The sequence below is a fragment of the Methylocystis parvus OBBP genome, from assembly GCF_027571405.1.
In the GTDB taxonomy this organism is placed as follows: domain Bacteria; phylum Pseudomonadota; class Alphaproteobacteria; order Rhizobiales; family Beijerinckiaceae; genus Methylocystis; species Methylocystis parva.
Window position 1 is genome coordinate 1700533 of sequence record NZ_CP092968.1, and the last position, 20044, is coordinate 1720576.

The 20044-nt window shown below is 62.9% G+C and carries 25 protein-coding genes; 17 read left to right on the forward strand and 8 right to left on the reverse strand.

Annotated features, from left to right (window positions below; genetic code table 11):
• Nucleotides 1-6 precede the first annotated feature (6 nt).
• Genes flgK through MMG94_RS08340 form a run of 12 tightly spaced genes read left to right on the forward strand, consistent with a single transcriptional unit; the run spans nt 7 to nt 8559 of the window.
• Nucleotides 7-1479: a flagellar hook-associated protein FlgK gene (flgK, locus tag MMG94_RS08285; protein ID WP_016919406.1), complete on the forward strand. Its 1473-nt coding sequence runs from the start codon at nt 7-9 to the stop codon at nt 1477-1479.
• Between the two features lie 9 nt (nt 1480-1488).
• Entirely contained in the window at nt 1489-2535 is a 1047-nt protein-coding gene (locus MMG94_RS08290; protein WP_016919407.1) for a flagellar hook-associated family protein, read from the forward strand.
• 19 nt (nt 2536-2554) lie between these two features.
• A complete protein-coding gene (gene flaF, locus MMG94_RS08295; RefSeq protein WP_016919408.1) occupies nt 2555-2902 on the forward strand; it encodes a flagellar biosynthesis regulator FlaF in 348 nt (115 codons plus the stop codon).
• A gap of 1 nt (nt 2903) precedes the next feature.
• The gene (gene flbT, locus MMG94_RS08300; RefSeq protein WP_016919409.1) at nt 2904-3311 is read left to right on the forward strand and encodes a flagellar biosynthesis repressor FlbT; all 408 of its coding nucleotides are present in this window, start codon (nt 2904-2906) and stop codon (nt 3309-3311) included.
• Nucleotides 3312-3322: 11 nt separating this feature from the next.
• Nucleotides 3323-3730: a flagellar hook assembly protein FlgD gene (gene flgD / locus MMG94_RS08305; protein WP_016919410.1), complete on the forward strand. Its 408-nt coding sequence runs from the start codon at nt 3323-3325 to the stop codon at nt 3728-3730.
• Between the two features lie 3 nt (nt 3731-3733).
• Nucleotides 3734-4000 carry a flagellar biosynthetic protein FliQ gene (locus MMG94_RS08310; RefSeq protein ID WP_016919411.1) on the forward strand — a complete coding sequence of 89 codons (267 nt, stop codon included), beginning with the start codon at nt 3734-3736 and terminating at the stop codon, nt 3998-4000.
• A gap of 30 nt (nt 4001-4030) precedes the next feature.
• Nucleotides 4031-6118, forward strand: a complete 2088-nt coding sequence (flhA, locus tag MMG94_RS08315) for a flagellar biosynthesis protein FlhA (protein ID WP_016919412.1) — start codon at nt 4031-4033, stop codon at nt 6116-6118.
• Nucleotides 6115-6864 (forward strand): flagellar biosynthetic protein FliR, encoded by a 750-nt coding sequence (locus MMG94_RS08320; protein WP_016919413.1) that lies wholly within the window; start codon nt 6115-6117, stop codon nt 6862-6864. The genes flhA and MMG94_RS08320 overlap by 4 nt, the downstream gene beginning before the upstream one ends.
• Before the next feature lie 41 nt (nt 6865-6905).
• A complete protein-coding gene (locus MMG94_RS08325; protein ID WP_154419925.1) occupies nt 6906-7256 on the forward strand; it encodes a hypothetical protein in 351 nt (116 codons plus the stop codon).
• 17 nt (nt 7257-7273) lie between these two features.
• Complete coding sequence (locus MMG94_RS08330) at nt 7274-7702, forward strand: rod-binding protein (protein WP_154419923.1); 429 nt, start codon at nt 7274-7276, stop codon at nt 7700-7702.
• A 15-nt stretch (nt 7703-7717) separates the two neighbouring features.
• Nucleotides 7718-8113 carry a hypothetical protein gene (locus MMG94_RS08335; protein WP_016919416.1) on the forward strand — a complete coding sequence of 132 codons (396 nt, stop codon included), beginning with the start codon at nt 7718-7720 and terminating at the stop codon, nt 8111-8113.
• Nucleotides 8110-8559 (forward strand): hypothetical protein, encoded by a 450-nt coding sequence (locus MMG94_RS08340; RefSeq protein WP_016919417.1) that lies wholly within the window; start codon nt 8110-8112, stop codon nt 8557-8559. Before MMG94_RS08335 ends, MMG94_RS08340 begins: the two co-directional genes overlap by 4 nt.
• Nucleotides 8560-8599: 40 nt before the next feature.
• Here the strand turns inward: MMG94_RS08340 and MMG94_RS08345 are convergent, their stop codons facing one another.
• Entirely contained in the window at nt 8600-8869 is a 270-nt protein-coding gene (locus tag MMG94_RS08345) for a hypothetical protein (RefSeq protein ID WP_154419921.1), read from the reverse strand.
• Nucleotides 8870-9036: 167 nt separating this feature from the next.
• Here MMG94_RS08345 and MMG94_RS08350 point away from each other — a divergent pair, with 167 nt between their 5' ends.
• Nucleotides 9037-9474 carry a hypothetical protein gene (locus MMG94_RS08350; RefSeq protein WP_016919419.1) on the forward strand — a complete coding sequence of 146 codons (438 nt, stop codon included), beginning with the start codon at nt 9037-9039 and terminating at the stop codon, nt 9472-9474.
• A gap of 441 nt (nt 9475-9915) precedes the next feature.
• Here MMG94_RS08350 and MMG94_RS08355 read toward each other — a convergent pair whose 3' ends face one another.
• Both MMG94_RS08355 and ald read right to left on the reverse strand, forming a co-directional pair.
• Nucleotides 9916-10629, reverse strand: a complete 714-nt coding sequence (locus MMG94_RS08355; RefSeq protein WP_016919421.1) for a response regulator transcription factor — start codon at nt 10627-10629, stop codon at nt 9916-9918.
• Nucleotides 10630-10794: 165 nt separating this feature from the next.
• Nucleotides 10795-11907, reverse strand: a complete 1113-nt coding sequence (ald, locus tag MMG94_RS08360; RefSeq protein ID WP_016919422.1) for an alanine dehydrogenase — start codon at nt 11905-11907, stop codon at nt 10795-10797.
• Between the two features lie 134 nt (nt 11908-12041).
• Between ald and MMG94_RS08365 the strand changes: the two genes are divergently transcribed.
• The 3 genes from MMG94_RS08365 to MMG94_RS08375 all read left to right on the forward strand — a co-directional run bounded on the left by MMG94_RS08365 (nt 12042) and on the right by MMG94_RS08375 (nt 14369).
• Complete coding sequence (locus tag MMG94_RS08365) at nt 12042-12443, forward strand: DUF3775 domain-containing protein (protein WP_026016164.1); 402 nt, start codon at nt 12042-12044, stop codon at nt 12441-12443.
• Nucleotides 12444-12516: 73 nt separating this feature from the next.
• Nucleotides 12517-12861 (forward strand): small metal-binding protein SmbP, encoded by a 345-nt coding sequence (gene smbP / locus MMG94_RS08370; protein WP_016919424.1) that lies wholly within the window; start codon nt 12517-12519, stop codon nt 12859-12861.
• A gap of 98 nt (nt 12862-12959) precedes the next feature.
• The gene (locus MMG94_RS08375; protein ID WP_016919425.1) at nt 12960-14369 is read left to right on the forward strand and encodes an amino acid permease; all 1410 of its coding nucleotides are present in this window, start codon (nt 12960-12962) and stop codon (nt 14367-14369) included.
• Between the two features lie 70 nt (nt 14370-14439).
• Here the strand turns inward: MMG94_RS08375 and MMG94_RS08380 are convergent, their stop codons facing one another.
• On the reverse strand, nt 14440-16017 hold the full coding sequence (locus MMG94_RS08380) for a hypothetical protein (protein WP_016919426.1): 1578 nt from the start codon (nt 16015-16017) through the stop codon (nt 14440-14442).
• A 276-nt stretch (nt 16018-16293) separates the two neighbouring features.
• Nucleotides 16294-16695, reverse strand: a complete 402-nt coding sequence (locus tag MMG94_RS08385) for a hypothetical protein (RefSeq protein WP_154419919.1) — start codon at nt 16693-16695, stop codon at nt 16294-16296.
• Between MMG94_RS08385 and MMG94_RS08390 the strand changes: the two genes are divergently transcribed.
• Nucleotides 16687-16923, forward strand: a complete 237-nt coding sequence (locus MMG94_RS08390; RefSeq protein ID WP_016919428.1) for a hypothetical protein — start codon at nt 16687-16689, stop codon at nt 16921-16923. The two genes, MMG94_RS08385 and MMG94_RS08390, sit on opposite strands and share 9 nt — an antisense overlap.
• Before the next feature lie 414 nt (nt 16924-17337).
• Here MMG94_RS08390 and gpt read toward each other — a convergent pair whose 3' ends face one another.
• From gpt to MMG94_RS08405, 3 genes are all read right to left on the reverse strand, one after another.
• Nucleotides 17338-17871, reverse strand: coding sequence for a xanthine phosphoribosyltransferase (gpt, locus tag MMG94_RS08395; RefSeq protein ID WP_016919429.1), 534 nt, complete (start codon nt 17869-17871; stop codon nt 17338-17340).
• On the reverse strand, nt 17868-18626 hold the full coding sequence (locus MMG94_RS08400) for a competence/damage-inducible protein A (protein WP_016919430.1): 759 nt from the start codon (nt 18624-18626) through the stop codon (nt 17868-17870). The genes gpt and MMG94_RS08400 overlap by 4 nt, the downstream gene beginning before the upstream one ends.
• Nucleotides 18627-18741: 115 nt before the next feature.
• Nucleotides 18742-19860 carry an OpgC family protein gene (locus MMG94_RS08405; RefSeq protein ID WP_016919431.1) on the reverse strand — a complete coding sequence of 373 codons (1119 nt, stop codon included), beginning with the start codon at nt 19858-19860 and terminating at the stop codon, nt 18742-18744.
• Nucleotides 19861-20044: the final 184 nt, after the last annotated feature.

Here is a 20044-nt window from a genome sequence, read left to right on the forward strand (position 1 = left end):
GACGCCATGTCCCTGACCTCGGCCGGCGCCGTCGCGGCCAAATCGCTCGGCGTGATTTCGAACGAAATCAGCGTCGCCTCACGCAACATTTCCGCCGCCGGGATTGCCGGAGTCAGCGCCAAGCGCGCAAAAATTGCGGCCGGAGACGAAGGCGTCGCGTTTCTCGGGGTCGGACGGGCGGCGGACGCCGCGCTTTTTCGCAGCCTTGTCTCCGCCAGCGCCTCGCAAGCGGGAGAAACGGCGATCGCCGACTCGCTCGCACGGCTCGACCAATCGATGAATTTGCAGGACAGCGCCAACAGCCGGTCTCCCGCGGCGCTGATCGGCAAGCTGTCGAGCGCCCTGCAGGCTTATAGCGCCTCGCCAGCGAATGAAACGGCCGCGCAACTCACGCTCGACGCGGCCCAAGACGTCGTCGCCTCGCTGCGCGACGCTGCGACCGCCGCGCAAACGGAACGCCGGCAGGCCGATATTGGGATCGCCTCCGCCGTGAACGACGTCAACAGCCTTCTTGCGCGATTTGGCGCGTTGAATAGCGAGATCGTTTCCGGCAGCGTCAGCGGCGCCGACGTCACGGATGCGCTCGATCAGCGGGACGACGTCCTTCTCGAACTGTCGAAAATCGTCGGCGTCACCACGGTGATGCGGTCGAATAACGACATGGTTCTTTATACCGACAGCGGCGTGACGCTCTTCGAGACGACGCCTCGCCATATGACCTTCAGCGAAACGACGAATCTCTCGCCCGGCGTTTCGGGCGCCGCCATATTTATCGACGGCGTGCAGATCACCGGCGCCGGCGCGCCGCTGGCGTTGAATTCCGGAACGATTCAGGCGCTGGCGAAGATTCGGGACGAGCTTGCGCCGCGCTTCCAGACGCAACTCGACGAGATCGCCCGCGGCCTTGTCGCAGCCTTCGCGGAAAAGGATCAGAGCGGCGCCGGCGGGAAGCCGCTTCCGGGACTTTTCACCTACCCGGGCGCGAGCGAAGCGCCCGGCGCTTCTCTCATGGCCGGCCTTGCAGGCGCGATCGAGGTGAACGCCAATGTCGATCCTGCAAGAGGCGGCCTTATCACGCGGCTGCGCGACGGCGGCGTTTCGAACGATCCCGCTTACATCTATAATTCGAGCGGCGCGACGGGCTATTCGACCCGGCTGATCGAACTTGCCGGCGCCGACGCCGCGCCTCAATCATTCGATCCCGCCGCCGGCCTCTCGGGCTCCGGCTCGCTGAAAGACTTTGCGAGCGCCGCGATCGGTTGGCTGGCCGCGCAAAGAAAGCAATCCGACGGCGCGACCTCCTATTTCGACGCCCTTGTTTCGCAGACGACCCAGGCGCTCTCCAATGCGACCGGCGTCAATCTCGACGATCAGATGACGCAAATGCTGGCGCTCGAAAATTCCTACCAAGCTTCGGCCAAATTGCTCGAAGCCGTCAACTCGCTCTTCGACTCCCTGCTTTCAGCCATCCGCGCGTGAGTGCCTTCCATGTTCAGCATAACGTCTTCCTATACGATGAACGCCTCGCTCAGAGGCGGGATCGCCGATCTGCAATCGGAACTCGCCCGCGCCCAGAAAGAGCTGGCGACCGGCAAGCGCGCCGATCCGAGCGTCGCCCTTGGCGTGCGCGCGAGCTTCAGCGTTTCGCTCGCCGACGCTCAGGAAGGCGTCGGCGCGTTGCAGGCGACCAATAGTCTCGTCGATGCGCGCCTCGCATCGACGCAGGCCGCCCTCGACAGCCTTGTCGCCGACGCCAGGAGCATGCGCACGACTCTTCTTGCCGCTCAGACGGATGGCGGACAAAGGGAAGCCATCGTCGCTCAAGCCCGAAATGCGCTCACCCAGTTCGTCGCAAAGCTCAATAGCGGCGACGGAGAGGGATTCTTCTTTGGCGGAATAAATTCCGACGTCCCGCCGATCGCAAATTATTTCGCCGAGCCGCCCGCCCCGAACAAGGCCGCGGTCGACGCCGCCTTTGCAAACGCCTTCGGATTCGATCAAGCCGACCCCGCGGTCGCATCGATCTCGCAGACGCAAATGCGGTCTTTCCTGACGGGCGCCTATGATACGCTGTTCTCCGGCGCCGCCTGGCGCGGCGATTGGTCGGGCGCATCGGACAAGCCGCTGACAAGCCGGATCGGACTCTCTCACGTCATCGACAGTTCCGTCACGGCGAACGAGCCGGGCCTCAAGGACGTCGCCGCCGCCTATGTCATGATCGCCGACCTCGGCGCGGCGAATATGAGCGACGAAACATACCACGCCCTGCTGACAGGCGCGTTGGAAAGACTGGATCGCGGCGTCGGCGAAACCACGAAGACGCAAGCGCGCATCGGCGTCATGCAGAACGAGATCAAGACATCCAGCGACATGATGACGATTCAGTCGGATACGATCCGCATCCAATTGCACGATCTCGAATCTGTGGACGAAACCGACGCCGCTGCAAGGGTCAATGGCCTGATGACGCAGATCGAAACCGCCTATACGCTGACGGCGCGGATCTCCCAGCTCAGCCTCGCCAAATATCTGTAGAGGAGAGAGACGCATCGCGATGTATCAGCAACGCTACGCCGAAATCGCGTCCGATTCAGCGAGAAGCGCGCGCGAGAAAGAGAGAGAGGCGCTGCAAGCCGCGATCGCCAGGCTCAATCTGGCGAAGGCGCGGGGTCCGCGCTCGCCGGAGGCTTTCGAGGCGACAGCTTTCGTTCGGCGCCTGTGGACGATCTTCCTCGCCGATCTCGGCAATGACGACAATGGATTGCCGCCCGAGCTGCGGGCGTCGCTCATTTCGATCGGGATTTGGATGCGGCGCGAGACCGATCTCATAGACCGAGGCGAATCCGAGAATTTCGACGGGCTCATCGACATCAACCAGATCATCGCGGATGGGCTGACCTGAAATGAATATCTCGCTCCGTCGCGGCGAACGTATCTTCGTCAATGGCGCCGTGCTGCGCGTCGACCGCAAAGTCTGCATCGAGCTGCTCAACGACGTCACCTTCCTCCTGGAAAATCACGTCATGCAGGAGGAGGAGGCGACGACGCCGCTGCGCCGGCTCTATTTCGTCATCCAGACGATGATCATATCGCCAAATGATTGCGATGCGGCCGTCGCGCTTTGCCGGGAGACGCTCGTCTCTCTGAGCGGCGCCGCAAAGGATCCGCGCATCGTCGCGGGCCTCGGCGCGGCCATCCGTCATATCGCGGACGAACGGCCCTTCGAGGCGCTCAAGGCGGTTCGCGCGATGTTTCAGATCGAAGCGGAACTCGCCGCCTCGCCACAGACCGAACAACGCGGCGCCGCCTGAAAGGAAAAGTCATGTCCATTCCGCTCGTACAGAATAATGTCTCCTCCGCGGCTTCAAGCTCGACGGCTTCATTGGACGCGACAAAGCTGACGGGCGATTTCAACGCCTTCCTGCAGCTCCTCGTGACGCAACTGAAGAATCAGGACCCGACGAAGCCGCTCGATCCAACCCAGACCGTTTCGCAGCTTGCGACATTCTCCAATGTCGAGCAGGCGGTGAAGACCAATGCGCTTCTCGAGCGGCTATCGGATATGTCGACTCTCTCGCAAGCAAGCGCGCTCATCGGCAAGACGGCGACCGCCGCCGACGGTTCCGCAAGCGGCCTTATCGCATCGGTGACCATGACGGATGCAGGCCTGATCGCAACGCTGAAAGACGGACGTCAATTGGCGCTCGGCCCCGGCGTCACGATCAGTTGATCGATGAACGAAGCCGACGCCATTGAGATCGTCCATCGGACGATCGTCACGATCCTTGTCGTTTCCGGACCCCTCGTCGGCGCCGCCATGATCGTCGGCGTCGCGGTCGCGCTGCTTCAGGCCCTGACCCAGGTTCAGGAAATGACCCTGACCTTCGTGCCGAAGATCGTCGCCATGATCGCGGTGCTCGGCCTTTCGGCTCCCTTCATCGGCTCTAAGATCAATACGCTCGCGCAATTCGCCTATGCGCGCATCGAAAAGGGCTATTGAGCGGCGCGCCGCCGCAGGAGGAAGCGCGCCATGACGGACGCCCTGAACGCCAAACAGCCGAATGCGGAGACGAGTTCGCGAGACATCGGCTTCGCCATGTCCATCGTTTTCATTCTCTGCGTCTTCTTCCTGCCGATCCCGCCTTTTCTCCTTGATGCGGGACTTGCTTTCTCGATCGGCCTGTCGGTTCTCATTCTCATGGTCGCGCTCTGGATACAGAAGCCGCTCGATTTTTCCTCCTTTCCAACCGTCCTGCTCGTCGCCACGATTCTTCGTCTGTCGCTCAACATCGCCACGACGCGCCTCATCCTGTCCAATGGCGCCGAGGGCTCGACGGCCGCCGGCTATATCATCAGCGGATTTTCGCGGCTGGTGATGAGCGGCGATTTCGTCATCGGCCTCACTGTCTTCGCGATCATCGTCACGGTGAATTTTCTGGTCATCACGAAGGGCGCGACGCGTATCGCCGAGGTCGGCGCGCGTTTCACCCTCGACGCGATCCCGGGAAAGCAGATGGCGATCGACGCCGATCTCTCGGCCGGCTTGATCGACGAGCGCGAAGCGCAGATCCGGCGAAGAGAACTCGAAGAGGAAAGCGCCTTCTTCGGCTCCATGGACGGCGCGTCGAAATTTGTGCGCGGCGACGCGATTGCGGGGCTCATCATTCTCGCCGTCAATATATTCGGCGGCGTCATTATCGGCGTCACGCGTCACGGCATGACTCTGTCTTCCGCCGCAGACGTCTATACGAAGCTTTCCGTCGGCGACGGCCTCGTCTCTCAGATACCCGCCTTGATCGTTTCGCTCTCGGCGGGCCTTCTCGTCTCTAAAGGCGGGACAAGAGGCTCGGCGGAGCAGAACATCCTGCGTCAGCTCGGCATGTATCCCCGGGCGCTCTTCGTCGCCGCGCTGCTGATGTTCGTTCTGGCGCTCATTCCCGGTCTTCCGCTGACGCCTTTCGGCGCGCTCGGCGGAGCCATGGCCTTCGTCGCCTATCTCATCCCCAAACAGGCTGAAAAAGCGCGGCTGGAGGAAAAGGAAGCCCAGCGCGCGCTCGAGCGGCAGGCGCAGCAGGAGATGCAGGCCTCGGCGCGGAGCGTCTTGCGCATTCCCGCCGTGGAGCTCAGCCTCGGCAAGCAATTATGGGCGGGCCTGCTGCCCCCCCAAGGAGAGCTCGGACATCGCGTCCTGAAGATGCGGCGCAATTTCGCGCGCGATTACGGGTTCATGTTCCCCGACATCCAATTCGCGGACGATCTCGACGTCAAGCCCAAGCATTATCAAATTCGCATACACGGCGCCATCGCCGCCGCAGGCGAACTGCGCCTCGGCCATCATCTCATCGTCATTGGCGGCGGCGCGGCGCCCGATCTTCCGGGCGAAGAGGCCGTCGATCCGGCTTTCGGCGTCAAAGCCCTCTGGATCTCGGACGTGATGATCGAAGAGGCGAAGCGCCAGGGCTATTCGCCGATCGATCCGGCCTCGGTCCTGCTCACGCATCTCGCCGAGACGCTTCGCAACAATCTCGCGCAAATGCTCACCTACAAGGATATGCGAACTTTGCTCGACCGTCTGGAGCCCGAATATAAGCGGCTTCTCGACGATATGGTTCCGAATCTCGTCACCCATTCGACGCTTCAGGGCGTGCTCAAATTACTTCTCGTCGAGCGCGTCTCCATCCGCAATCTCGAGCTTATTCTCGAAGCGGTCGCGGAAGCCGCGCCCTTCGCGCGTCGCGCCGAGCCCATCGTCGAACATGTGCGCGCGCGGCTGGCGCCGCAAATTTGCAGCGACCTTTCCGTCGACGGCGCTCTCGGCGTTCTGCGGCTGGGAGCGCGCTGGGACCTCTTCTTCCACGAGCATTTGAAGCGCGACGCCAAGGGCGAGACGCTGGGCTTCGACGCCGATCCGGCGCAGATCGAAAAATTCACTCATGAAGCTGGAGCAGCGATCGGCGAACGTTTGGAGCGTGGAGAGATTTTCATCGTCCTGACGACGCCCGATGCGCGGCCCTACGTCCGTCTGCTCCTGAGCCGCCCCTTTCCCTCGCAGGCGGTGTTGTCGCATCTTGAAATCGCCGGCGGCGTTCAAATCAAATCGCTCGGAACCCTCTCATGACGCCGCCTGAAATTCCTCTCATCGGCGGCTTCGTCATCTTCTGCCGGGTCGGCGGCTGCCTGATGACCGCGCCGGGTTTTTCGAACGATCGCATTCCGGTCAGAAGCCGTCTCTATCTGGCTTTGGGCGTCTCCGTCGCGATGACGCCGGCGCTGATCGAAAGCCTGCCTAAAACCGACCTGACGCTTCCAAGCCTTATGATTGCGGGGCTGCTTTCGGAGACGATCATCGGCGTCGCGCTCGGCCTCCTCTCGCGCTTCTATCTCCTGGCGCTCGAAACGCTGGCGACGAGCGTCGCCATGTCCTTCGGCCTCGGCAATATTTTCGGCGGGGCCATCGCCGAGACGGAGGCGGCTCCCCCGCTTGCCTCCTTCATCGTCACCGCGGCCATAACGCTCCTTTTCGTCACGGACCTGCATTTGGAGCTCATTCGCGGTCTATCGCTATCCTACGATTCCGCGCCGGCGCTCGCCGCGCCGGACGCCGCCGCGCTTCTCGAGGAATTGACGCATGCGCTGACCCAGTCTCATCTCCTCGCCTTGCGCATTTGCAGCCCGTTCCTGCTTTTCGCCCTCATCGTCAATCTCGCCGTCGGGTTCCTCTCGCGGCTGACTCCGCAGGCGCAGGTCTATTTCCTCTCCGGGCCGCTCACGATCTTTCTCGGTCTTTACGCCTTTTTCGCGCTGTCGCCAGATTTTTTCACCGCCTTCATCTCGCATTTCTCCGACCAGGTTTTGCGCGGATGATGCAGCGAGACCGCCGAAACCGACTCGCGCGCCTTCAACAGATGACGTATTTGCTTTCGAAAGTCGCCCGCTCGCGCCTCGCCGCTACGGAGGCGGCGATCGCGGAATTGCGCCTGGCGGAACGCGCGGCGTTGGAGGCCCTCGATCAATACGCGCCTCTCGTTCTGAGGCGCCTCCAACGCATCGCCGCTCAACGCGTGGAGCTGGAGACGGCCATCGAACCGCTCCGTGCGCAGGCGAAGGAATATGGCAGGCGCGCCAAGCTGCTCGAAAGAAAGCTCGAGGAAACGGACGACGCGCTCCGTCTGGAAGCGGCGAGAGACGAGCGGACGCGCCTTCTTGCGGCGACGCCGTCAGCGCGCGGCAAGTCCGGCGGCTTAGCGTCAAATTGACAGCCGAAGGAAAAGCCATGTCGATCTTCCCCGCAACCGACCTGATCTCGGACGTTGCGCGCGCCGCAAATCCCACAAAGGCGCATCTCGCCCTCGAGCGCCTCGAGCGTGCGAGCGCCATGCGCGCGGATCTTGCGCGTCATCGCTTCGACTCGGCTTCGCTAACCGCGACGGGCGTGACGACGTTTCAGCACAGCTCTTCCTCCGCTACCGCGCCGAAGGGAGACGCCACGGCGCCCACCGCCGCGCGAAAATTCGAAGCCTTTCTCCTCCAGTCCTGGCTCGAAATGCTGTTGCCGAAGGAAGAAACCGGCGTCTTCGGTTCGGGAGCCGCCAGCGGGGTATGGCGCTCTCTCATGGCGGAGCGACTCGGCGAGCAACTGGCGCAGGCAGGGGGAATCGGCGTTCAGAAGCTTCTCTTGCAAAGTGCGCCTCCCGAGGGATGAGCAAGGATATGGCAGATGGTCGCTGACGAGATTTCGGTCGATCGGAGCGAGCCCGGAAGCTCGAGGCCGTCTCTTGCTCTGCAAAGATGCGTCGAGCGACTGGCGTCGATCATCGAAGGAGAAACGCGTCTGTTGAAGGAGGGAGGGCGGCTTGATTTCCCCGTCCTGAATGCGCGAAAGACGCACGCTCTTCTGGAATTCACCCTCGCCTCGAAGAGCGCGCGACCGGGAGATTTCGCCTGCTTCGGCGACACGGCGCTACGGCTCAAGGACGCGCTTGAGGAAAACAAGGAATATTTGGAGCGGCGCCTCCGGGCAACGCAGGAGATTGCGTCGCTCATTCTCGCCGGCATTCGGCGTGACGAATCGGACGGCACCTATAAGGCCTTTCGCCAAAAAGGGCGCGAATGATGACGCGAAGTCTCCTGCTGGGCGCCTATGCCTGCCTGGTGAGCCTCGCGGCGACTTTTGGCGGCGCTTATTGGCGGACTCATCCATCAACGGAGAATGGCGGTCATATTGACGCGCGTCAGATAACGACCATCAAGCCGATCACCGTGCCGCTTATCGCGAATGGCGCGCTCAAAGGTTACGTCACCGTGGCGTTCAGCATTGTGAGCGAAAAGGAGGACCCGCACGACGTCGGAATCGAGCCGTCCAGCTTCGTCATGGACGAAGCTTTCCGCCTGATTTACGGAGAATCCAAGGTCGACTATGCGCGCGCGGAAAAAACCGATCTGGCGGCGCTCACACGCCAGTTGACGCTCAATGTGAACCAGAGGCTGGGCAGGAGCGTCATCAAGGAAACGCTCATCAGGAGCTTCGCGTTCATTCCCCGCGACGAGACCCCGCGATAAAGGCGCGCGGCGACGCCGCCGCGCGACAATCGCGCCGCCGCTATGCGACGCGATGGATCGGGAGATAGGCCGCGTTCTTGACGATTGTCGGACCCGCGTCGCCGCGTAGATGATTTTCGATCGCCTGCGCGATTTTCTTGTCGGAGTCCTGGCTCTCGGCCTCCTGAGGCGCTTCGGACGGGGCCTCGTAGATTCCGGAAAGCTCCGCGATGAAGCGCTCCATGGCTTTCAGCGCGCGATATTGCGGGATCATCGTCAGTTCCTCGGCCATTTGGCGGCGAAGCTGATCAAGTTGCGACATCGGATGCATGCGGGCCTCTTTCCTTTTCAACGATGTTCGCAGATTAGGACGCGAAGCTTTCTCCGGCCTTGCATTCGTTAACTGAAATTTTACCGCGCCGCGGAGACCGATCAGCTTCGGATCATCGACGAGGAGTAGCTTACAAGCAATGGATCGAAGCGAAGGTCGCAGGCCAAATGTTCGGTAAGCTCGATTTCTCGGAAGTCGTTCTGCGCGGCGCCGGCGCCTTGCTGGCCGCGGCGAGTTCGGTCTTCGCCTTCCGCGAATTATCCGATTCTAATCAATCTCCGCGAATCGCGGGAATGGAGCATCTGGCGATATACGCGAAGCCGGCGACTCGCGCTTCCGCTCCTCCGAGAAGAGAAGATGGGCCTGGAATCGATTACGCGCCGGTCGGGTCGACGCGAAAGCGCACGTCTTCCCGCGCGACGCTCGAAACATATGAGATTGTGGACGCATCGCCAGAAAGCGCCGTCATCCGCCTCCCGGAGGGACGGATCATACGCATTGCGCCTGGAAGCCGCATAGCGGGGCTGGGCGAGGTGTTGTCGATCCGCCAGGACTCTCGCAAGTGGACCGTCGTCACGCAAAGCGGCGCTATTTCGGAGAATTAGCGCGGCAGGCGATAAGTGCGGCGTCGATTTGCGCATTGCAATGCGCCATTGTGACGGCCTGTACGGAAGATCGCGCAGCGGCGCAAAGGTCGGGATGGAGACGCCGGGCGATCGACCGTCGAAGCGCGCACAACCTTACAGGCGAGCCCATTGCGTCGCGCAGCATATCGGTAAAGTCTCCTGACGTCAGAGACGCCGACCCGACGGGTTCCGACAGGCCGATATTCCCCAAGCGGCGATAAGCCGTTTCCGCGCAGACCTTGTTTGCGACAAAGGGCGCAACGTCGATCGGATCAGGCGACGGCGCGCGCGGCGGCGAATGCCGCTCGATATCGGCAAAGCGCTTTTCGGTCTCGCCCAACACGTCTGCAAAAGCCGCCACGGCGCGCCCCGCTTTTCACGAGACGCAAGCAATAGACAAAAAACGCTAAGGCGCGATTATCATCCGGCGGCCCGCAAGTTCGACGTCAACGCGCCCGGCGCAGGCTGCGGGGCGAGAAGATAACCCAGAAATCGTTGGGAATCGATCGGATCATAGCCGAGTCGCGCGCGCAGCTTCTTGCGCAATTTGCTGATATGGCTTTCGATGACGTTCTCTTCGACGTCGTCGTCGAAAAGGCCATAAACGGCGTTGAAAATTTGCGCCTTCGTCAAACGGCGCCCGCGATTGACGAGCAAATATTCGAGGATGCGGCGCTCCCGCCGCGGCAGTGGCAGCGCCTCGCCATTCACCAGCGGATCGCCGCCATTGAAGAACACCTGAATGCCGCCGGCGATCGCGCAATCCGGACGCGCTTCGGCGCGGCGGCGAATGGCGTGAACGCGCGCAAGTATCTCCCTCACATGAACCGGTTTGCGCACCACGTCGTCGACGCCGGCGCTGAAAAGTCCGAGCGTCTGCTCCAGAGACGGCGCGTCGTTCATCGCGATGACCGGCGCCTGAGATCTGCGGCGGATGATGCGCGGAATTTCTTCACGCTGCGGGCATTCGCCGATGAGAAACGCCTCGACCGCCTGCACGTCGCCCTCGCCCGCGCTCGCCACCCAATCCTTGAATTGCACGGGCCGAAATCCCGTGGACGCGACGCCTTCCTGGCCAAATCGGCAGGCGTAACCATTCGTTACGAGATCTCGCTCGTCCACGATGATGAACATTCTCGAATTCCTCGCTGAATCAACAAGCCGCCGCTTCGAATCGGCCGATAGGCTCAGTTAAATTCGGCGCAAGGTTCCGGTCAATAGAATAGTAATAGTAAACATGACGACGTGATTGGACAGTTGCTTGCTATCGACAGTTGAATGTCAACTTTCAAGAAACTATTAACCATGAAAGACATCCGTCATCTGCATAAGTGCGAGTCCATGCGCCGCCGCGACGGGCTCCGAGACAATACGGCCGCTGGTTATTTCAAGCCCCGCGCGAAGATGCGCATCGTCGTCGAGCGCTCGCGGCCAGCCCTTATTGGCGAGCGTCAAAACAAAGGGGAGCGTCGCATTGTTGAGCGCGAAGGTCGATGTGCGCGGCACGGCGCCGGGCATGTTCGTCACGCAATAATGCACGACGCCGTCGACGACATAGACGGGATCGGCGTGGCTGGTCGGCCGCGACGTTTCGCAGCATCCGCCCTGGTCGATCGCGACGTCGACAATGACCGAGCCGCGCTTCATCGTCTGGATCATGTTCCGCGTGACGAGAATCGGCGCGCGCGCGCCGGGCGTGAGCGCCGCGCAGATGACGAGGTCGGCGCGCTTGATGGACTCGGCGATCGCCGCGCGCGTGGAATAGATCGTGCGCGCCGCGAAAGCGAGCCGCGCCTCCGCCCGACGTAACGCATCGACGCTGCGGTCGGCGATCAGCACATTGGCGCCCATGCCGAGCGCGATCGTCGCCGCTTGCAGGCCGACGCTGCCGGCGCCGAGAATGAGAACCTCCGCCGCCGGCACGCCCGGCGCGCCCGAGAGCAACACGCCGCGTCCGAGCGGCTTTTCGAGGAAGCGCGCGCCCATTTGCGGCGCGAGCCGGCCGGCGATTTCCGACATGGGCGCAAGAAGCGGAAGGCCGCCGCCGGGCGCCGTCACAGTTTCGTAAGCGATGCAATGGGCGCCGCTGCGCATGAGGCCCTCGGTCAGCGCCCGATCGGCCGCAAGGTGAAGATAGGTGAAAAGAAGCTGCCCCTGTCGCAGCATCGCGACCTCGGAAGACTGCGGCTCCTTCACTTTCACGATGAGATCCGCGCGCTCGAATATCTGGCGCGCGGGCGCGAGAGCCGCGCCCGCGGCGACATATTCGTCGTCGCTGAGCCCAGCCCCCTCGCCGGCGGAAGGCTCGACAAGGATTTCATGTCCCGCATGCGCAAGCTCGACGACCGAGGAAGGCGTCAAACCGACGCGAAATTCGTTGTTCTTGATCTCCTTCGGGACGCCGATGCGCATCTTGCCGCTCCAAAAAGTCGCGCGGACTGACCGAACGGTCCGCAGCGAATTATATGCAAAGGGCAAGGCCGCCGGACAAGGGCCGCGTTCAAGGCGGCTCGGCGCATTGGAGGCGCATTTGGAGGAATGAACGCATGCCCACCATCAATACCGAAAAAGTTTGTTACGTCGCCGTGAAGGCGCGTGAGCTCGAAAGCGAAGACGAAGGCATGGACGCCGACGCCTCCAATGCGACGGACGACAAATTCGTGAGCGTGCTGACGGAGGACGCCTATGATTCGGTGCGCAATGAAATCGCCTCCTTCATCGAAGCGATGGACGACGACGAGCAGGCCGAGCTGGTCGCGCTGACATGGGTGGGCCGCGGCGAATTTGCCGCCGATGAATGGGACGACGCGGTGCGGCAGGCGCGCCAGCGGCGCAAAGGTCCGACGTCTTCCTACCTTCTCGGCATTCCGCTTCTCGCCTCATATCTGGAAAACGGGCTGGGAGAATTCGGCGAAAGCTGCGCGCTTTTCGCCGCAGACCGACAATGAGCGCGGACGATTGGAATCGGTTTCGAGCCGCACCATATGAACGCTTGCGGCGCTTGATCGCAGGAGTTGAGCTATGAATCGCAGAGTTTTCGCTGTTGCGCTTTCCCTCGCTGTCGGACTCGCTTTCGCCCCGCGCTTGGCGCTGGCCGAAAGCCACCATCTCGCCGAGGCGGTCAAACACACCAAGGAGGCGATCGACCATGGCAAGCAGGGCCATGCCGACGTTCTGGTGACGCATGCCGAAATGGCCTTGAAGCACGCCGAGCAGGCGGAAGCGGAAAAAGCCAATCCGCACACGAAGGAGGGCATCACCCATCTCCAGGCCGCAATCGACACGGGCAAGAAGCAGGACGCGCCGGGCGCGACGAAGCACGCCGAAGAAGCGCTGACGCATCTCGAGGCGGCGGAGAAAAAGTAAGGGCGGAACGCGCGGGAGAGCGGCCGTGAAGCCTCTCTCCATGCGCATGACAGGGCCTGCGCAGTAGCTTATGTGAAGCCCGAGGATGAGGGCCGGGCATGAGCTACCAAGATTTCACGCGCGTCAAATCCATCGAGTCGCTGCGCGCGGAGGCGGGCGGCGATAAAAGCTTTCGGCGCGTCCTCGGCGTCTGGCAGCTTACCGGCATCGGTCTTGGCGGACTTATCGGCGTCGGAATTTTTGTGCTGACCGGCGTCGTCGCGGCGAACCAGGCCGGCCCGGCCGTGGCTCTGTCGTTCCTCATTGCGGGCGTCGCAAGCGGCGCCGCGGCCTTGTCCTACGCCGAATTCGCCGGGCTCATTCCCGTCGCGGGCAGCGCCTATACCTACGCCTACGCGGCGCTCGGCGAACTCGTCGCCTGGATCATCGGATGGGATCTCCTGCTCGAATATGCGCTCGTCGTCGCGGTCGTTTCCATCGGCTGGTCCGGCTATCTCCAGTCATTGCTTTCGCAACTCGGTCTTCCGCTTCCCGATTGGGCCGCGGGCGCGGCGGGAACCGGTCCGGGCCGCGTCGTCGACGTCCTGGCGGCCCTCGGCGCGCTTGGCGTCGCGGCGCTTCTGACGCTGCGCATCGAATGGGGCGCGCGCTTCAACTCGGCGATGGTGATTCTCAAAATCGCCGCGGCGCTCTTCGTCATCGCGGTCGGCTTGCCCTACGTGCGCGTCGAGAATTGGACGCCCTTCATGCCTTTTGGCTTCTCCGGCGTCGCGGAGGGCGCGGCGATCGTGTTTTTCGCCGTCTTCGGCTACGACACGCTCACCACGGCGGCCGAAGAAGCGCGCGATCCGCAGCGCGACCTGCCGCGCGCCGTGCTGCTGTCGCTCGCCGTGTCGCTCACGCTCTATGTCGCCATGGCGCTCGTGCTGACGGGCATCGTTCGGTACGACGCGCTCGACAGCGCCGCGCCGGTTGTGACCGCCTTCAAGGCGATCGGCCTGCCCTGGGTCGCCTTCATCGTGTCGGTTGCCGCCGTCGCCGGCATCACCAGCGTCATGCTGGCCTTTCTGCTGGGCTGCGCGCGCATCTGGTTCGCGATGAGCCGCGACGGACTTCTGCCGGAATGGTTCGCGGTGGCGCATCCGCGCTTTCGCACGCCGCATCGTCCAACCCTCATCGCGGGCGCGCTGACGGCGATCGTCGCGGCGCTCTATCCGATCAGGGAGGTTGCGGAGCTCGTGAATATCGGCACGCTTTCCGCCTTCGTCGTGATTAGTCTCGCCATCATCGTGCTGCGCAAGACGCAACCCGATGCGCCGAGGACGTTCCGCACGCCCTTCGTTCCCTTCACGCCGCTCGCCGGAGTTGGCTTTTCAATATGGCTGCTGTCGCGCCTGCCGCTCATCGCCTGGGAGCGTTTTTTGATTTGGATGGCGATCGGGCTGGCGATTTATTTTCTGTATGGAAGGCGGCGCAGCAAGCTCGCAAGGGCGCCGTCGAAGCGCTGACCGTCATTTGCGAACAGGAAAGCGCGCATCTCTTCCCGCGAATGCAGGAGCTCGTCCGAGGCGGCGCGATCTAGTTTTTGGATGCGGCGAGGGAGAGTCCGCCATTCACGCCGATACGTTTGGCGAGCGCGCCCCATTTGCGGAACAGGAGCTCCATGTTCCAGCGCAAGGGCAGAAAGGCCGCGTCGATATCGAGGCCCGTGGCCACGCGCTCGGCGACGAAATTCGCCTGCGGCATGCTGAAGCAAAGTTGCAGCGCCGCGCGGCCGGCGACCGTCACGGGCTGGCCGACGTGACAGATCCGCGCCAGCTCGGCCGAGTCGAAAACGCCGGTCGATGCGCGCAGCGACTCATAGATCAGCCGCGCCTGCGCCGGATCGCCCTGATGCGTCAGGATCGGAAAGATCGTCGCGGGCTTGCCGCCGAGACGCCAGCTTTCGGCGTCGAGAAAATCGAGATCGGCGTTGCCGGCGACGCAGCGGCGCGCCGACTCGGCGAAGCGCATGGCGATCTCTTCGCGAAGCGGCGCGGGGATTTGCGCATAGGCTTCAATTTCCGCGAGCGCCGCCGTCCAGCGCAGGCCCATGCCGAGATTGGCGGGCGCGAAGCTCGCGGCCTCGAAGGCGCCCTCGAAACTTTGCGGCCAGTCGCGGCGCGCGGCGTAAGCGGCGAGGCCCGCCGGCAGGCTCAGGCCGCGCAGCTTCTTCGCCTTGTCCGGCGGAATCAGCAGCGCGCCGCAAAAGGGCGGGCCGCCCGCGAATTTCGAGCCGGTGACCATCACCAGAAAGCCGTCGGCGAGATCGGCCCTGATCTGATCGGCGGCGCAACGCAGCTGGCAGGCGTCGACAAGGACGAGCGCGCGTCCGCCGGCGGTTCGGCTGATCTCGCGCGCAATCGCGCGGCTCGGACCGCCGCGGCCGGTCCTGGACGCGTCGAGCAGATGCAGCAGCGCGGCGCGACCGGTGCGCAGCGCATCGGCGACGGCGACGCCGGCGGCGCGGTCGATCTCGGCGGCGGGACGCAGGCGGCCATTGGCGTCGCGTATCTCGACGCGGCGCATGACCGCATCGCCCTTCTCCCAGCCCGCGATCGGCGCGCCCTTTTCGACATTGGGCTCGAAGGCGGCGGCGGCGGCGAAATGGGCGCCGGTCGCCGCAAGCGCGACGCCGCCGCCGATCTCGTCCGGCGCGACGACGATATTGGCGATGGGACGGTCGAACAGCGCCTTGGCGACGGCGAGCGCCGCGAATTCCGCTTCCGCCCCCGAGGCGGTGAGCACGACCTTGACGCCCGGAACGCCGAATTGCGCGGCGATGCGGGCGCGAATGTCGTCGAACCAGCGGGTAAGATCGGCGCCGTCCTGCGAGAGGGCGTCGAAAGCGTCGCGCGCCGCAGCGTAGCCGCGCTCGGTGATGGCGCTGGCGGTGGAGGAGGAAAACCAGATTTCCTGCGGCGCCGGCGCCGCCGGCGCGCCATAGCGGTTGCGGCGCGTCACCGGGTCCGGCCAGATGCGCTCGTCGCCGCCGGAAGCAAGCATCATGTCCAGCGGCGCGTGCGACGTCGCCACCTTCGCCTGCGCATTGTCGCGGGAGGCCGGAGCGCTCGCGAAGGTCGAATCCGTCAGAAGTCGCTTCGCCGCGTCGCTCATTGCCGCCCGTCGAATCATCGATCGCGCGATCGTCGCGCGGCGTCGGATGATGGCGGCGAACCCTTAATAAAGGTTAAGGAGAATGGTTAAGAGAGACGTCCTCGCCTTCATCCGTGACCGGTGAACTTCACTGACAGACGCATGCCCGCCCCGGAAGAGCGATCCGCCGAGCTGCGCGGCAAAGGCCTCCATGGCGCCGGGCGAGATAGCAGAAAGCGTTTCTTAGCGGAGCATAAATGGTGCATGTATTGCGTGGCGCCAGCGGTTACAACCAACTCATTTCCAGCGACAGGTTCCCTTCAATGTTAAAGTTTGCAGTTTTGGCCCGCCTACCTCGTAAATGGCCTCTCCGGTGCGCAGCTTTATATTGATGTTATATTGCACATCGAGACTGCCAACTCCTAAATTCAACTCATCCCCTTCCGTTTCCAACGCCGCGAATTTGACCCGCTCCGGATTGTGAAACAATGACTTGCCATTTAGCCGCACGAACCCGGCAAACGAAGAGATTTGCTTATAATTTGCGGTTGAGAGCTTTACGACGATTGTTGCGCCGCCCTCGCTAACGACGCAAGAAAGACGTTTTGGCCCGGGAGACAAATAGAGACCGTGCTGGTCAGAAGAATGAGCGGCGGAAGAGATAAAAAGCAGCGCCGCAAGAAGTTGGATATGTTTCATTTCCAATACTTCTCGAAGCGCAATAAAGGGGCGGGCCACCTGTTGCGCTATAGGCTGATCAACGTCGAAAGCGCGCCGATGCTGATAAAGCCGAAGACGATGAGTAGGATTTCCAGCTTTTGCATATCGCATCTCCTCTCTGTTTCCGCCTCTTTTATGGGCGGTCAAGGACAACGCGAAATTGTGGACTTGGTTCCGTTCGCGTTGCGCTCGCTCAAGCGTCTTTGAGAGCTGGCGACTTTCGCGACAGGGCGCGACGGTTCACGGCGGGTCGTTGGTGCGGGCGGCCGGAATCGAACCGGCACAGGCCTTGCGGCCCTACGGATTTTCTTACCCGCTACGGCTTTCGCCGCCTCGCTTTTCTGCGAGTTTGGGGTCTGGACTATCCCTTCGCCCTAGCGCCATGCGCCTTAGGCGCCGCCCGTCTAGTCTCTACACCTTCCCGCCGCGAGGCGGGCTTGGCTCGGGATCGCCACTTTCGAGGTTTCCCCGACTTTGAGCGGTTCTACTCGCGCGGTTTCCCGCATGAGCACTCAAATTTCCTTAAGTCCGTTGCGTCTACCAGTTTCGCCACGCCCGCATTATTCGTGACTAATCGAGAATGTTTATAAGTCGCGCCGCGCGCCGGCGACAAGCGCCAAATCATCCCCGCCGCGTCGCCCGTTGCGGTTTGCGGATCGGCGCCTGGAAAGTCAGTCCCGTGTCCCAGGGGAAATAGATCCAGGTGTCCTGCGAGACCTCGGTGACGAAAGTGTCGACCATGGGCAGGCCCTGCGGTTTGGCGTAGACGGTGGCGAAATGCGATTTGGGCAGCATTTCCCGCACGGCCTTGGCCGTCGCGCCCGTATCCACAAGGTCGTCTATGATCAGCACCTCCGCGCCCGGCCGTAAGAGAATCGTGTCGGTCAGCGGCTTGAGCACGTCGATTTTGTCGCGTTCGGTCTCCTCGTGATAGCTCGCGACGCAGACCGTCTCGATGACGCGGATGCCGAGTTCGCGCGCGACGATGCCCGCCGGCACGAGGCCGCCGCGCGTCACCGCCACGATGGCCGAGAAGCCGCCGATCGTCGCGAGCCGCCACGCCAGCGCGCGCGCGTCGCGATGGAACATGTCCCAGGAGACGGGAAAGGTTTTGTCCGGGCCGCTTTGCATATCGCTCTCGCCAGATTTTCTCATGGAGCCTGCTTGACCAAATCGGAAAGGAGCCCGCGCACGTCCTTCGCCGCCGCCGCCAGGCCGTCCGCGTCGCGGCTGCGAAGAACAATCTGATTGCGGACGCCGTCGGCCGAAAAATGCGGATAGGAGCCGATGCTCACGCCCGGATACGCCTTGGCGATCTCCTCGAGCTTCATCGCATAGCCGCCTTCCGGAATTGCGCCCGCCTCGACCGTTTCGGCCAGAACGCGCGCGCCCGATCTGAGTTGCGGCCCCACTGTATCCATCATGGATTGCATGATGACGGGGACGCCCGCCATGACGATGACATTGCCGATCCAGAAGCCCGGCGCCTTGGAGGCGCCGTTGCGCACGAGTTCAGCGCCCTCGGGAATGCGCGCCATGCGGCGGCGGGCGGGGTTGAGTTCTTCTTCGGTGAAGCGCTCGCGCAGCATGGCGATGGCGCGCGGGTCCTCGCCAATTGCGACGCCGAAGGCCCTGGCGACCGCGTCGGCGGTGATGTCGTCATGCGTCGGGCCGATGCCGCCCGTCGTGAAAACGTATGTGTAGCGGGCGCGCAGGGCGTTCAGCGCCGCGACGATCTCGTCTTCGACATCCGGCACGACCCGCGCCTCGCGCAGATCGACGCCGATTTCGGCGAGATAATCCGCGATGTAGCGCGTATTCGTATCCTGTGTGCGTCCCGACAGAATTTCGTCGCCAATGACCAGAACCGCCGCAGTCGCCGGCCCCTCGCCCGTTCCGGGTTCTTCCATTGCCCGCCTCCCTGGGGCAATGATTATGGCGGCCCCGGCGAAGAACGCCAAGCCTTGATCCGCTGCAAGCCTTGATCCGCCGCAAGCCTCGATCGCTGCAAGCCTCGATAAGCCGTCAAGCCTCGCTGGCGGCGGCGTCCTGAACCCGGGCGGCCCTCCGAACCAGAGCCGGCTCGTCGCGGTCGAGGAGGCCGGCGAGGCCGTGGAGCAGCAATAGCGCCGCGCCCACATAGACGATGTCGAGAAGGGGCGACGCGAGATCGGAGCTTGAGAGGATCTGCCCCAGCGCGCTGATCAGGCTGCCTGCACAAAAAACAGGCAGAGGATTGCGGCCGAGAAGCGCAAAGAAGTCGAAGACGGCGGTCTCCCTGACGCTCCAGTTCAGATTGGAAAAATAGACCGTGTAAGCGAGCGCGACGAAATCGACGATCCGCGCGACGCCGAGCTGGCTCTTATCCCAGTCGAGATAACGCCCCGCCTCGTCCAGAAGACCCGGCGCCAGCCCGAAAACATTCGAGACCACGAGCCCGGAGGCGATCGTGAAAGCCTGCGAGAATCTCAACGCGCCGAGATTGAAAGGCACCCCCTCCCCCCGCAGCGCCCCGCCGCAGAAAATGCCGAGCGCAAACATGAATTGCCAGGCGAAGGGATTGAAGTACCACCCGCCGGGTTCGGGCCAGGAAGGCAGATTGACGCCCGCGATCCGCGCGCCGCCATAGACGGCGGCCGAAACCGCGAGCATTTCGAGGCGGCCGCGCAATGCGAGGGCGAGGAGCAGCGGGGCCGCCGCCATCAGCACGATATAGAGCGGCAATATGTTGAAATAGGCCACCTGATGGCTGAGCGCCAGAATGCCGAGAACGCCCCTGACCGGATCGAGAAAAGGCGTCGCCCGACCATATTCGGCGCCCAGCAGATCGTTTGGCGTGAATTGGTTTGCGGTCCAGAATAGAGCGAGGCCCATGGCCGTTAAGATCAGATGGGCGCCGTAAAGCTTCACGGTGCGGCGCGCCATTGCGGCCGCGGCGGCGGAATTGCGCCTCATTCTGGGCTCGCCATAGGCCAGATAGACCGAGACGCCCGAGAGGAAGACGAAGAGTTCCGCGGAGTCGGAAAAGCCGAAATTCCGCGGCGTGACGGCCCCTAGAACATTGCCCGGGATGTGATTGATGAGGATGGCGACCAGCGCCACGCCGCGCCAAAAGTCGATCGAATCGATGCGTTTTTGTTGCAAGGCTGGCGTTCGCTCGATTTCTTTGTGAAGGGCTTTTTACGCGCCCGCTTTGCTGCCGCGGCTCCCACTATACAAATCTCGCGCCGAAAGGAGGACGCGGCCATTGGCCGCCCCGTTTCGTTGTCCTTGCTTTGCCGGCGCAAATCACTACCTTGCCGGTAATCCCGTCGATCCCGAGACAGAA